The sequence below is a fragment of the Methylomonas sp. PHL2-19 genome, assembly GCF_059331595.1.
In genome coordinates, this window is record NZ_CP196839.1 from 3,817,523 (window position 1) to 3,831,278 (window position 13,756).

A 13,756-nucleotide genomic window follows, 5' to 3' on the forward strand; every position below is an offset into this window, starting at 1 on the left:
ATCTATACAGGCATTATTGAAAGCCATTCAAAAACTGGTTTCCCCGTTTTTGATTAGGTTGTCTCTTTGTATCAAAGAAACGAAACTAGTGTTCATTTCTGTTAATCTATTTGATAAGACCTTTCTAAAATATTTTCCTTCATTTGAATCCCTTTGGAAAAAATAAATCGGCAGACCAATTGGATAAGAATTTGATATACACGGGAGCTCATTATTGACCTTTACAACTCGCAAACCGGATAAAGAGGGCGTTTTCAGTCCAAAGACAATGGCACCTGGGTCCTTTGAAGCAAGTAGCTCAAGGTCATCGTAAGAGTCACCGTAAATAGGTTTCGTCTTTTTTAGCTCATCTGTTGGTATGGAAAGTCTATTTAAAAGAACGCAGAATTTTCGCCTTTGCAAATATCCGCCATTGAGATAAATTTGTAATGGTGAATCAAAACATACACCTAAATCATTCCAGCTTTTGATTTTTCCACGTAAAATATCGAGAATTTCTTCAAAACCAATATTTTGAACAGGATTCGTGGTGGATACAAAAACAGGAGCATGTTCAGTTGTAATTTTCAAATATTTAAATCCTGGAGTAATTTTACTTATACCATGCGCGATAATAGCATGACAATCTGTTCTGGCAGAAACTAAGTCAATCTCATCTAATGAAAAAACGTGAAACATTTTTGAAGAACTGCGCTCGAAATAATTATTATTTTTGAAGCCTAAATCTTCCACAAATGAGCCATCGATGCTCAGGGTTTGTATTGAAGGTAACATTTGCAAGCCGTTATTTAAATTCGCTTGAAATTTTGGATATGGACAAGCTGCAGTAAATGGTGCACGTTCAACGTCTGAAGGACAGCTCGATGAAAGCGGATGCGTCTCATAAGCAGATGGGCAAGCTGCAGATAACGGTGCGAGCTTAATGTCAGCAGGGCATCCTGAAGAAAAGGGGGATGTCTCATAGTCTCGTGGGCAAGCTGAAGATACCGGTGCATACTTAACTTCTGCCAAAGAATTATAGGTAAATAATTTTCGACTTTTTTGGGGGCTAAGATTTTCAGGAAAATCAGAAATTAGGTGAACTCCATAAATACCGGGGTTACTATGCTGTTTAAGACTTTTATTTAAGCTGATCTCTAGTTCATTTGTGCTACTCATATCAACCATCCTATATTAATTTCTTTAAGTATAAAATCTCGATATTTTGAATTATCAAACGGATTGCCGCCCGTCCATTTCTCCCATTTTGATAAATCCCTTTCATTTAGTATTTTATTAATTCTATCTTTAAGGCTTGGGCAAAGATCAAATATCTTCTTATATTCATAATAGTATTGCCCCCAAATGGGATCTCGACTTGAATCCCCGTCAAAGTGAAAAAATCTAAACAAATGAAATATTCGCAATTTTCCAGGTGATCGTAACGTAAATCTTGATGAATATGGGTCAATTTGGCTGCGATACTCTAACACCTTTTCAAACTGGGAAATCGCTAGCTGAATCCCTTGCTCATTGCAAGCAGAAATTGCTGACTTTAAAGAATGATATCCAATTAAGTCTATTGATTGTAAATATTCTTGTGTGTTGGGTGTATTTTTTTTTCTTATGTATTCATCAGTTTCACGTGTTAAGTCAGAAACTACCTCGTCTGTTGTTCGAGACCAAACTTTTTTTCCATCTATATCAATATGACTTGCGAGATCATACTCAAAGTACAATTTAAGTAGACGGGCCCGAGCATCAGATGAGTGTTTTTCTAACAACTGAAATGCTTTTTCTAAGTTTTCAACCTGCACCTCAGGTTGAGACTCAGCCATAATCTGAGCAATTGCAAGGATTGGATCTTGAGTAACAATATTGCTATCATCTTGTTCCAACAAAATCCATTTAACTATATTATCAATTCCTAGCTGAATTTTGCTTGGGTTTATTACTTTCTGAATATGTGGATCATCGATAAGGTCTCTTGAGAAAGACCGCCATTGACTTTGCGTTTCGATTGTTGTTTTTAGTTCTTTAGATCTTAATTCATAGACTAGAAAAGATTCTCTTCGCCACGGAACAAGATAGAATGCATCGGCAATTTTCTTAAAATTATTCTCATTGGCTGAGACTGAAGATTTGATTAAAGATATATAGGAGTCCTTTATCCATATGGCCCGAAGAAAAAAAGCCACGAAAACAAAAATCACAATAGATAATGACACAAGAGAAATAACCATTGATTTTCTATGTTTCGCTGGGGTTTTTGAGTGAATTTTTCGGATTATTTCATTTGGGGACCAATTCTTTAAAGCATCTGAGGGTAAAAATGTGGTAGCAACCGAATAAAGAACACCAAGAATTACAGGCAATATCCCTTGAAATGCATTAGAGTCCTTTTGAAAATAAAGCCATAAAAAACACATTTGAATGGCAACTATCCAAAAAGTGTATTGAATGAACTTAGCTGTTCTAGAATAAGCCTTATCAGTTATATTTTTTATTATAGAACCCTTAGAATCATCAGTCCCGCCAGTAAATATATATACTCGATCTCCGACATCTAATTTATCGAATGTTATTTTTACATCAATATATTGACCATATTCAATTAGATCAGTAACCTCATTAGGTTCTGTTTTAGAGTTGATTGATCGTTCAATGGTTATCAGGTCAATGCCGCTCGTTTCTGGTTTGGAAATTTGCAAATTTGCAAATGGATTTTCATTTACCGTTACATTTATATCTCCATTATTACAACCAACCACTAGTTGTAATTGGCGACGCTCACCAAATCCATTTTTTACTCTGAGATATACATCAAATGTTGGAGTGGTAACATTTGCTACATATAACGTATCTTGTTCTCTGATTTGCGATGTATCAATTTTCTGACCATCAATGCTAACCCCATTAATTCCTATTGAATAAAATTTAACTTGATCATTGCTGTCTAGCTGAAACCGTTCCATTGTGCTACTAACAAGGCTTTAATAGATTGAATGTTAAGATATTAAATTAATATAGGATTAATTATGCCGCAAGATAAAAATAGATGCATGAAAAAATCTCACCCTAGCAACACGACTTTCGGCTCGCTATGAACAATTGAACCAAAGTGTGGTTCTGTTAATTGTTGGGTAGCTATAATCATTAACTGATCATTATGATTTTTCCAGACACCTTCAATTTTCTTTGTTGAATTAATAAATTTTGAATTTTGCACCTTTCACAATGTTTTGCAACTAATTCTTTGTATTACTACCGGCCTGTCTGGTAGATTGAATTATATATTCATTTTCTAATAGTCTGCTTTTGACCGATAACACAAATTCATTTGAGTATAATCATGTAATGAGTAGTGTCATTAGTCAACGTTACATTTGTGCCAGTACAAACGTACTAAGTCACCGGGACATAAAAATATTAGTAGCTTTGATTAGTTGGCGATGGAATGGCGGAATTGCGTTCACTTGCCGTTATCAGGAAAGCAAAGCTGATCGTCTCTTAGTGGCCGAGACTTGCCCCACCCCAAAGTCACAACAGCACCATGCCGCAAAGATGAATACCAATTAAGGCTAAAAGCCCGCGATTTTCCAATCATTGTGTCAAAACCCACCTGGGTCGTGACACAACAATCAAATAGCTTCGTTCAATCAATTTCCACTGAGTCTCACACTCGGCATTAAAACTTGATCGTCAAGCCCACAAACGCCGAGCGGCCCATGCCGGCAACGTTTCTGCCCCAGGGTACGGTGACATTAGCGGCAGCGGTTGGATTCATGCCATAGCGGTCGCCAAGGTAGGCGCCTGCCAACGGATGGTAATACTGTTTATCCAGCACGTTATCCAGACCCACATCAAAACGCACTTTGCCCCACTCGTAGCCGGTTCTGGCGTTTAACAAAATATACGCCGCCGTCTCGGTTTCGTTGCGGATGGCCTGCACATCGTCCTTGCCGTCGACGAACTGCATTTCTATGGCGCTTTGCCAGCTACTCAAACGGTGATCCAAGCTCAGCTTCATGTTGAATGGCATCATGTGATACAGATTGCCGCCGTCCATGCGCTCGCCACGCACGTAACTCATGGTGGTATGGGCCGCAAATTCACCGACGGTTTGGTCTTTATAAATCCGTGTCCGGCCGGACACATCCATCCCCCACAGTCTGGCGTCGTGATTGGCATATTGCAGATAGACGAAGCTGTTGGTGGCGGTTTGTGGTGTGGCCTTGCACCCGCTCGCCGCCGCATTGGAGGCGCTGACGCAGCGGTCGGCGTCAATGAAATTGTTCACGTAGGTAAAATACGGCGTGACATTCAGTTCCCACAGATTGTTTTTCGGTTCGTGGAATGCGGCGGTCAAGCTGACGATGTGCGCGGTTTCCTCGGTTAAATCCATATTGCCGACGTAACCGTTGCCGTCGCCATGCCAGCCTATCATCGCCATGTCCATATTGCGCGCGCCCCAGACGTAGCGTTCGTATAAATTAGGCGCGCGGTTTTTCCGGGCGTAGCCCAATTCGTATTGGCTCATGTCGTTGGGGGTGAATTGCACCAAAGCCGTGACATCGAAAGTATCGTTGCTGCGCTCGCGGTCGCGGGCGTTGAAAGCATTGGCGGCGTTTAGCGCGGTAATCGCCCCGGCTCTATCCACCGTACGAGTCGGACCGGTGTTGATCAAATCGGGGTTGTAGGGTTGAACCTCACCGGTATTCGTGGTGGTGTGATCGTAGCGCAGACCCAACAAGCTGCGCCATTTGGCGTCCCAATTGGCTTCCCACTCGCCAAAAAATCCCACCCGGTCGCGTTCGCCGTTGTTGATGTTCAGATAGGCTTCCGGCGCCATCATCCAATAGGCGCTGCGGGCGTCGGTGTTATTGGCGGCAATGCTGGTATTGGTGTGTACCGCCGGCCAGTAATCGTTGATTTTGTTGCTGTGATATTCGTTGCCGATGCGGAAAGTGTCGCGTTTGTTGAAGGGAATTTCCGCTTGGATTTTATACCCCAGGTTGCGGCCACGGGTTTCCATCGGCATTTGATCGTTGGGCGGCGCAAATGTACCGCCACTGGCCGTGCCATCCAGAAACTGGCTGTGTTTGTCCTCGCCAATATCCATGCTGTGCTGGGTGCTTTCGAAATAGAATTTGCTCTCCAGCGAACCCCAATCAAAACTGCCTTTGTGCATGATGTTGCCGAAGATGCTGTCGTTGTTGGTCAAGTCCATCCGCTGATTGGGAAAGCCCTGGAACGGAATATGCTGCTGACCGCCACGAATCACGACCAAATGGTTATCGGTTTTGAACGACAAGGCCGCAGAATGGTTTTGGTTTTCGTAAGCGGTGGACTTGACGATCTGGCCGTTGCCGTCGTTGTAATTCATGCTCTCGGTATGCGAACCGGTATAGTCCAGCCGCACATTTTGCGTCGCCACGCCGGCGGCGATGCTGCCGCCAAAGGCATCGCCGTTGCTGCGGTAAAACGAGGATACGCTGCCATCCAGCAAAATATCCTTGCCCGGCTCGGCAAATACCGGGTCCGGCGTTTGCACCGAGATCGTGCCGCCGATGCTATCGCCGCCCAGACGCACCGGTGTCACCCCGGTCAGAATCGTGATCTTGCCAATATTACTGCGATCGATATACGACAGCGGCGGATTCATGTGGTTGGCGCAAGCCGAGGTCAAGGTCATGCCGTTGATGTCGATCTTGACACGGTCATCGTTCAAGCCGTGTATCACCGGCAAACTGGATACGCCGCCGGCACCGTATAAACTCACCCCCGGCGTGTCTTCCAGGAGTTTAGCGGTGTCACTAACCGCCGCGCGCTTGCTGGTGAGAATATCCGCTTCCATGTCTGAAGCGTTTAAGGCCTTTACCCCGGGAAACTTGTCGGTGACGATGACTTTTTCCAGTACCACTTCATCAACCAGGGAGTTTTCGATTGTGTCATCGGCGCTAACCGCCGAGCTAAAGCCGAGAGGCAGCATGCCAGTCGCCAACAAACCCAATAAGCCGAGACCTGTTGTTACTGACGAGGGGACGTGCCGGACCGTTTGTTGATTGTCTGTGCAGATTTTTTTCATAATTCGCCTTTCGAAAGTCAAAAATAACGTCAATTTGCTATTGCTCCCTACCAAGATCATCAAGACCTTTCCGCCCTTGAAACCATCAAAAAAGCTGGAATTCTGTGAAATGTAGAAACAGTTTTTATGATTGACTACAGCCGGAAGCCTGAAGCGGTCAATTAGCTATAACAAATTAAAGCAAACTATATTGTAATATTAGAATTATTTAATTCAAGTTATTGAACTATGTTATTTAACTTAATATTTGATGAATTTCAATAACTTATGCTGCCATGACCACAGTAATCAAAACAACGTAAACAGCAATTTGCCAAACATCAGAATCGAAAGACCCAATGTTAGCGTTAAGTTTTGCGGTAACTCACTGCCGCCACTTACAATAATCTTCATTTAGCCATTAACCTTTGAGAACACTCTATGAAATACCAACCTTGTATCGACCAATGCACATCCGAAGGCACCCACTGCGGCGGTTGCGGCAGATCGCACCAGGAAATCACCGACACCAAAAAATTGGTGACATCGGTCGTGGAGTTTATCCGGGAGCATGACTACGAAAATCCCGAAGACTTTGTGGAACGGATCAGCAAAAGCATTTTGAAAAAGCTGCAAAAAACCGCCTGACCGTTGCGAATTGATTGCGCCCCACGTCAACAAGAAACGATCATTAAAAAAAACGCCCTTAACGGGCGTTTTTGCTAACCAAGCCTTGCAACCGGCTATCAAGCTTTGCGCTGCTTCATACCGATAAACCCGGCCAGCATCGATCCAAACAACCAAACTGCGCCAGGAACCGGCACGGCGGCTGGCGTTACCGACACCAATTCGTAGCTGTAAGATGTTGCATTGTTGGCTTTATCGAATACCGCGCCGCCGAAACCGCCAAAGCCCATGCCGCTGTAATAATCAAAGCCAGTGGTGCCAAAGTAATTGGTGGCAATCAGTTCTTGTTGCGCGCCGTTAATCTCGTCGCCGAGATACGGGCTGTTGAGGTTGTAGACCATCGCCGACAAATCAGCCAGGTTATGAGTAAACGCAGCGACGATAGAGTTACCCGAGAACGACAAAGAAAACGCCGAGATTTCATTGAAATTCATCCCGAAATTGGCGCTTCCCACGTTAATTTGCCCGGAGTGATTGGCGTCATTCACGGTAAAACTACCGGAAATGGTCGCCCCGTCGTCAAAACCGGTTTGCACAAAATTGTAAACGGCCGCGTTAGCGCCGGGCGCCAATAACGCGGCCGCAACCGCCAAGGCCAGCTTTATAGATTTAGTTGTCATAATCAGCAGGCCTTATTGCGCGGGTGTGGAGGGCAGGAACGGCGAGAAACGGGTACCGGAGGAGGTGCCCAATAAGCCGAAATTATTGGTCCATTGCCCGATAAACGATTGTTTGTCCGGGGTAAATTGCAAATCAAAGAATGATTGCACGGTGACGTTCGGCGCCGGCGAAAAATCTAATTGTGCCACGGCCGAGCAATCGGTGTTCATGGTGGCGGTACCGCTGACCGGGCCGGCGAAACCAGGGGTAATAATTCCGCTTTGCGTGGTAGTGAATGCGCATGAACCGCCGACGACGCCGTTAAGAACCGTAATTTCACACCGTCCGGTATGCAGATTAGCCAGCGCCACGCTGTTTTGATACAGCACATAGCTGCCGTTCAAATTAGCGGCGCTACAACCTGGTGCGGCTTGAACTTGGCTGGACAGCCCCAACGTGGCAGCGAGCAGTAGATATTTAAAGTTTTTCATCGTGTCCTCTCGAAAATCTTGATAGTTATTTTGTGATTGGCGAATTACCCCTAATCATTCCTGCTGATTGCGATTCCGCGCAATCTGAGGCTTAACAGGCTGGTGAAAAACCCGCCGATATTTCCCCTTACCCACGATGTTCGTGATTTTTTCGAGTTGAAATCGGTCATGACATCGAGTTTCAAGCGTTTTGCCCCGGTTTCAAGGGCTTTTTATTCGCCTGAAGCCGTCTGTGGACGGTTTTCAGGCGAACTTCACCCTAGGCGGGTGCACTCCACGCCGGTTTCGGCGTGAACACCAATAGGTTGAGCATGCGCGTCAGGTTGTAGGCGGCAAAGCAAAACAAGGCCTGACCCGCGACTTTGGCTAAGCCGATGTGACGGGTTTTGCGCAGGCCGCCGACCGTTTTGACCCAGCCAAAGGCTTCTTCGACGATTTTGCGGCGCTTGAGACTTTGGGCGTAACCTTTGCCGCGCGCGGTGCGGCCGTCGACGGCACTGCCAATCTTTTTGCGGGCCACATGGGCTTTGATATCACGGGACTCGAGTCCGTTGACGAACGCCGGTTGGTCATAGCCTTTGTCGGCACCGACGCTGCCACCTTGGGGCACGCGGCGTTTGATCATTTTTTGCGCGGCTTCGATTTCGGCGGTGCCGGTGGCTTGAGTGGTTTCGACATCGACAATCAGGCCGTTGCGATTCTCGGACAAGGCATGGGTGATGTAACGCAGTTTGGCCTCGGTGTATTCGCCTTTCTTGTAAAGCCGGGCTTCGGGATCGGTTGTACTTTGATGGGTGGCGTTGCTGCGCTTTTCGCCACTGAAGTCGATCTCGGGATTGCGGCCGGCGGGTTTATCGGGACCACTACCATCTTTTTTGACGAAGCTTTTGTGCGAGGCCCAGGCTTCAATGAGGCTACCGTCGACACTGAAGTGTTCGTCGGACACCAGATTTTGCCATTCGGCTATGGCCAGTACCCGCTCAAAAAATTCGCGACTCAGGGCTTCGGACAGCAGGCGTTCGCGGTTGGCACTGAACACTGTGCGTTCCCACACGGCGTCGTCGATGCCCAGACCGACAAACCAGCGAAACAACAGGTTGTAGTCCAGTTGTTCCATCAACTGACGCTCACTGCGAACGGTGTACAGCACTTGCAACAGCAAGGCGCGCAGCAGTTTTTCAGGGGCAATCGAGGGACGGCCTGTGTGCGAGTAACGCTCGGCAAAGACGGCATCCATTGAGGCCAATACGCCATCAACCAGTAGCCGTAAACGACGCAACGGATGCTGTTTGGGAATACGGTCTTCCAGGCTAACATAGCTGAACCAGCTGTTTTGAATGGCATCGTGTCCGCGCATTGAAAGGCTCCAAATTTAGGTAGCCTATTTTAACAGTTAGCCGCTCATCTATGCCTTAGCTTACTTGGCTTTTCGAGTTTTTCACCAGCCTGTTAAGTAGGGAAGCAACCCAAAACTACCTATCAATCCCTATGCCACCGATTTAGTAAAACATATAAAACAACAAGATAAGAGAAAACACGCATCCAATTCGTCCGGTAAAACAGACCGATTCAAACCGATTTATGCTAAAAATTAGTGTTATGTCACAAATTATTGTAAAAGTAAGTCGTATGCCCAAAAGAGGTGGGCAAATTTTCCAGGCCAAGGACATTTCACGACATGACCGACAGAAAAAAGGCGGGATACAAAAGGCTGCACAGTGACGAATTATCTATGCAACCCGGTCAGCAACAACATTGCTGGCGTCAATCCTTACCTTCTCAGCTTGGCGAGGGCAGATCGCTAATTTTTCAGCTCGATCCGTCCCTGAGTTACATAGAAACGACCTATCACCCCCTGCACGATCTGGCGATCACCAGCAAAATCGATTTCGGCGAACCACGCCTGGTAGTAACGCTTGGGATAACCGGTCACACCCGCTTCATCGACAGCGACAAGCACGAGCTGACATTCAGCGCAGGCCATACCACGATTACCAGTTTCGACAGCAGTCACGGCGAACGCCGGTACCAAGCAAATCAGCCTATAAAGCAATTGCGTTTTTCAATCGGCAAGCGCTGGATGGACCGTTATTTGGGCGAAAATGAATCGGCATTTTTCTTCCGGAACAATGCCTTGCAACTGTTAAGCAGCCGGCCAAGCCATACTCAAAGCACGATTTCTGCCCGGCAATTACTGGGATGTGACCTCAGCGCCCCTTTAGCACCGCTAACCTTAAACGGCCATGTCATGACGATACTGGCTAACGAACTAAGCGAACTCTGCCGGCCTGAAAAATATGGCTATTCCAGATTCGATGAAGCCAGCCGGCGCATGGCGGACCAGGCTCGCGAGATCCTCGAACTGCATTACCAAGACCCACCGTCGCTGGAACAGCTGGCAAAAACGCTAGGCATCTCCCCGTTCAAGTTAAAAAATCTGTTCCAACATTATTTTAATAACTCTCCTTATGGCGTAGTGACCGAGATCAGAATGCAGCATGCTTATCGCGCATTGGCGTCGACTCGGCAACCCGTCAGCTTGGTGGCAGAGATGGTGGGTTACAGGCACACCAGCAACTTCAGCTTGGCTTTTAGTAAACATTTTGGCGTCTCACCCAAACAAATTTCCAAGAAACGCTGAAAACCCCTGGTTTTCCCATTTCCACCAGTAACACATCCTGTTGTTAACAGGATTTGCCAAATCCAAGCAAATTTGCGGAAATGGCGGCTTTTCCAACAAAGCTTTCATTTTTGCAAACCATGAACAATACCGACTTGCAATCCCTCCCCCGCCAAAGTGTCCCAGCCTTCCCCGGTTGGTGGGCGGCGCTTGGGCCCGGCGTGGTGTGGATGGCGCTAGCGCAAGGCAGCGGCGAGTTGATCTGGTGGCCTTACATGATTGCCAAATACGGCCTGACTTTTTTATGGCTGCTGGTCCCGGCCTGTTTGCTGCAATATCCGTTGAACCTGGAAATTGGCCGTTACACGATGCTGACCGGCGAAAGCATTTTCCACGGATTTATTCGTTTGCATCGCGGCTTTGGGATCTTTCTGTGGCTGCTGATGACCGTGTCGTTCTTGTGGTTCGGTGCGTTTGCTTCGGCCGGCGGCACGGCGATGGCGGAATTGACGCACTGGCCGACAGGCTGGACCCAGCGCGGGCAAAGCTTGTTCTGGGGCTATGCTTCCATTGCGGTGTTCATTACCGCGATTCTGGCCAGCGGCGTGGTTTACACCCTGATAGAGCGCTTTATGAAACTGGTCGCGGTAGTGACCGTGGTCGGTTTAATGTCAGCCTGCCTGCAAAGCGATGTGCTTAAGGCCCTGCCGACGTTTAGTTTGGGCCTGCTCGGCCCGGTCGGCGAGATGCCGCGCCCCTGGGACAGCGCCGATGCCAGCAAGTTATTAACCGCAATTACCTTTGCCGGGCTGGGCGGCTTTTGGATTTTGTTTTATTCCTACTGGTTGCGCGACAAAGGTGCGGGCATGGCCGGCCTGGTGGGTCGTATCACCGGCTTGGGAGGTGCAGAAGAAGCTGTATTGAGCGACGGCTTCCTGCCCGCCGACGAAGCGGAAAGCGCAAAAAACTGGTCGACCTGGCGACGGTTTTTAAGCGCGGACATATTGGTCGGCATTATCGGCAATCTGCTCACCACGCTGATGACCTGTCTGCTGGCTTATGCGCTGTTGTTTCCCAAAGGTTTGCTGCCGCAGGAATACGAACTGGCGGTGGTGCAAAGCCAGTTTTTTGCGGTGAGTTGGGGCGAGATAGGCCGCTTACTGTTTTTGGTGGTGGCGGCCGCGTTTTTAACCGACACCTGGCTGGCCACCGCCGACGCGGTCAGCCGTATCCAGACCGATATTATTTTGACCTTGTTTCCGAAAAGCCGCCGTCTGCCGGCCCGGCGCTGGTATTACATCTTTCTGGGCTTATTGACGGTCATCACCTCGCTGACCATGCAACTCGACGCCCCTGGCCCGCTGATTTTAACCAGCGCGATCATCGGCTTCGGCGGCACCATCATGTTCCCGGTGGCGTTGTATCTGATCAACCACAAAATGCTGCCGCCACATTTGCCGGCATGGGCCAGACCTAAAGGTAAGCCGTGGCTGTTGGGTTTGAGCTTTGTGGTGTATTTGCTGTTGGCATTGTTGTATTTAAAGGCCAGCCTTAAACTTTGAGCCGGTTCGTCACGACAGCCAATCCTCTAATTTGAGACCCGGCACCCGCTGAAATTCCCGGGTATTATTCGTTATAACCGTTAAGTCATTGGCAACAGCGATAGCGGCAATCTGCAAATCATACGGGCCTATGGGTGTCCCTTGACTAGCCAAAAAGGCCCGAATCTCACCAAAACGCTGTGTTGCCGGGCCTGCAAAGGGTAAGCTTGGTACCCATTCTAATAACGTAAGCAGGCGGGAGCGATTTTGTTCTTGCCGAACGCTTTTTGCCACACCGAACCACAACTCCGCTTCGACAGGCGCACACAGTTTTAATGATGTCCTACCTACGTGACGAACATGATTAAGCAAGTTTGGATTTTCCTTCAACAGTGCAATGGCAGCATTGGTATCCAATAAATAAGCCATCAGTCCCAAGTCTCTCTGAGTGTGTCAGTTCCTAAATCGGCATCACTAATATCATCCGGAAAATCTTCGCTTAAACCACCAGCCAATGCAGCCAGAAAGGCCGCTGTATCGTTCTTCTGCTCTGTTTGCGGCTGATCCATTGAATAACGTTGCTCCAGAAACTCGATAAAATCCAAGGCTTCGCGAGCAGCCGATTCCGGGAGATTTAAACTGTGTTTATAAATAGTTTCGGCTAGGTTCATTGGTCATTTCCTGAGCTAAGTCGGTATCACGTCTAAGAATATCCTATCCGCCAGTACTGGCAGCTACAAGCCTAAACCTATAGCGTAAATTCGTAAGAAGCACAAAGGGAATTTGCTAAAACGCGATATATTGAGGGCTTGGTAGTGTTCGCACCCTCCAAACTTGCGAGGAATCAGCGTATGGATCTAGCCAACAGAGCTTAGGTTGCAGACCAGAACCCAAAATCGGTAGTTGCTCAAGAATCATTTGCAGATAGTGTGAAACATTACTACCATCATCGCTGGAGGTAATAAATATGGCCAACGTCGAAAAAATATCTATCGCTTTAACACCCGAAATGGCGACTATTGTGCGGCAATGTGTTGAAAGCGGTGAATACGCCAGCTCCAGCGAACTCATTCGTGAAGCATTGCGTGACTGGAAAACTAAACGGTTGTTGCAACAAAGTGAACTTCAAGAACTGAAAAGTCTTTGGCAGACAGGTATTGATAGCGGCTCTGGAAAATTTACCGATATGGATGCCATTAAGATGGAGGCCAGAAAACGCCTTGCATCATCCACTAAATAATACGGCAAACTATCCATGGGTAGCGTCCAGCGTACTGCTCAATCCGAAGAAGATTTAATTGAGATATGGCTCTACATTGCCCAAGACAATCCTCCTGCGGCTGATAGAGTATTGGATGATCTGGAACAGCGTTTCATCATGCTGGCAGACAATCCCCAGATGGGTCGTTACCGTCCGGATATTGCACCGGAGCTACGGTATTTTATATCGGGCAAATACCTTATCCTTTACAGAACCCTAACCGATGGCGTGCAGATAGTTCGCGTCATTCATGGCGCCAGGGATTTACCCAACGTGATCTAGTCGCCGATGCACATTGGTATTCCGCTTCGGCTTTTGGCCTCGTGCGCAAGGCATTTAGACTGGCGCACGAAGTTTTTCGCTATCCTCGCCAGGTATAAAAGCTTGCGCGTGAACCTACATAGCCTTGCGAATCGAGCTAAAAGCCTTGCGTTCAAGGCAATTAAGCTTGGACCCGAGCCACGATAGCCTTTCGCATCAAGCTAACAGCCTTGAGGGCAAAGCATTTTG

At 47.3% G+C, this 13,756-nt stretch carries 13 protein-coding genes; 5 read left to right on the forward strand and 8 right to left on the reverse strand.

The features are described from left to right. Window positions 1–27: 27 nt before the first annotated feature. From ACR02O_RS17550 to ACR02O_RS17560, 3 genes are all read right to left on the reverse strand, one after another. Window positions 28–1,158, reverse strand: coding sequence for a type 2 periplasmic-binding domain-containing protein (locus tag ACR02O_RS17550; protein ID WP_494522098.1), 1,131 nt, complete (start codon window positions 1,156–1,158; stop codon window positions 28–30). Continuing rightward, on the reverse strand, window positions 1,155–2,954 hold the full coding sequence (locus ACR02O_RS17555; RefSeq protein WP_494522099.1) for a hypothetical protein: 1,800 nt from the start codon (window positions 2,952–2,954) through the stop codon (window positions 1,155–1,157). The genes ACR02O_RS17550 and ACR02O_RS17555 overlap by 4 nt, the downstream gene beginning before the upstream one ends. A gap of 713 nt (window positions 2,955–3,667) precedes the next feature. Next, entirely contained in the window at window positions 3,668–6,067 is a 2,400-nt protein-coding gene (locus ACR02O_RS17560) for a TonB-dependent receptor plug domain-containing protein (RefSeq protein ID WP_494522100.1), read from the reverse strand. Window positions 6,068–6,487: 420 nt separating this feature from the next. On the opposite strand from ACR02O_RS17560, the gene ACR02O_RS17565 reads away from it, so the two are divergent. Continuing rightward, on the forward strand, window positions 6,488–6,694 hold the full coding sequence (locus ACR02O_RS17565; protein WP_033155285.1) for a DUF1289 domain-containing protein: 207 nt from the start codon (window positions 6,488–6,490) through the stop codon (window positions 6,692–6,694). Between the two features lie 98 nt (window positions 6,695–6,792). On the opposite strand, the gene ACR02O_RS17570 is transcribed toward ACR02O_RS17565, so the two are convergent. From ACR02O_RS17570 to ACR02O_RS17580, 3 genes are all read right to left on the reverse strand, one after another. Beyond that, on the reverse strand, window positions 6,793–7,353 hold the full coding sequence (locus ACR02O_RS17570) for a hypothetical protein (protein ID WP_033155286.1): 561 nt from the start codon (window positions 7,351–7,353) through the stop codon (window positions 6,793–6,795). Window positions 7,354–7,365: 12 nt separating this feature from the next. After that, window positions 7,366–7,824 (reverse strand): hypothetical protein, encoded by a 459-nt coding sequence (locus tag ACR02O_RS17575; protein ID WP_033155287.1) that lies wholly within the window; start codon window positions 7,822–7,824, stop codon window positions 7,366–7,368. A 259-nt stretch (window positions 7,825–8,083) separates the two neighbouring features. Further along, a complete protein-coding gene (locus tag ACR02O_RS17580; protein ID WP_415878136.1) occupies window positions 8,084–9,181 on the reverse strand; it encodes an IS5 family transposase in 1,098 nt (365 codons plus the stop codon). 321 nt (window positions 9,182–9,502) lie between these two features. Between ACR02O_RS17580 and ACR02O_RS17585 the strand changes: the two genes are divergently transcribed. Both ACR02O_RS17585 and ACR02O_RS17590 read left to right on the forward strand, forming a co-directional pair. After that, window positions 9,503–10,465, forward strand: a complete 963-nt coding sequence (locus ACR02O_RS17585; RefSeq protein ID WP_033155288.1) for a helix-turn-helix domain-containing protein — start codon at window positions 9,503–9,505, stop codon at window positions 10,463–10,465. 119 nt (window positions 10,466–10,584) lie between these two features. After that, on the forward strand, window positions 10,585–12,006 hold the full coding sequence (locus tag ACR02O_RS17590) for an Nramp family divalent metal transporter (RefSeq protein ID WP_225892873.1): 1,422 nt from the start codon (window positions 10,585–10,587) through the stop codon (window positions 12,004–12,006). 9 nt (window positions 12,007–12,015) lie between these two features. Here ACR02O_RS17590 and ACR02O_RS17595 read toward each other — a convergent pair whose 3' ends face one another. Further along, complete coding sequence (locus tag ACR02O_RS17595; RefSeq protein WP_033155289.1) at window positions 12,016–12,414, reverse strand: type II toxin-antitoxin system VapC family toxin; 399 nt, start codon at window positions 12,412–12,414, stop codon at window positions 12,016–12,018. Beyond that, the gene (locus tag ACR02O_RS17600) at window positions 12,414–12,656 is read right to left on the reverse strand and encodes a DUF2281 domain-containing protein (RefSeq protein WP_033155290.1); all 243 of its coding nucleotides are present in this window, start codon (window positions 12,654–12,656) and stop codon (window positions 12,414–12,416) included. Before ACR02O_RS17600 ends, ACR02O_RS17595 begins: the two co-directional genes overlap by 1 nt. A gap of 296 nt (window positions 12,657–12,952) precedes the next feature. Here ACR02O_RS17600 and ACR02O_RS17605 point away from each other — a divergent pair, with 296 nt between their 5' ends. Together ACR02O_RS17605 and ACR02O_RS17610 are read left to right on the forward strand one after the other, a co-directional pair. After that, window positions 12,953–13,225, forward strand: coding sequence for a type II toxin-antitoxin system ParD family antitoxin (locus ACR02O_RS17605; RefSeq protein WP_319961992.1), 273 nt, complete (start codon window positions 12,953–12,955; stop codon window positions 13,223–13,225). 15 nt (window positions 13,226–13,240) lie between these two features. Continuing rightward, the gene (locus ACR02O_RS17610) at window positions 13,241–13,528 is read left to right on the forward strand and encodes a type II toxin-antitoxin system RelE/ParE family toxin (protein ID WP_319961993.1); all 288 of its coding nucleotides are present in this window, start codon (window positions 13,241–13,243) and stop codon (window positions 13,526–13,528) included. Window positions 13,529–13,756: the final 228 nt, after the last annotated feature.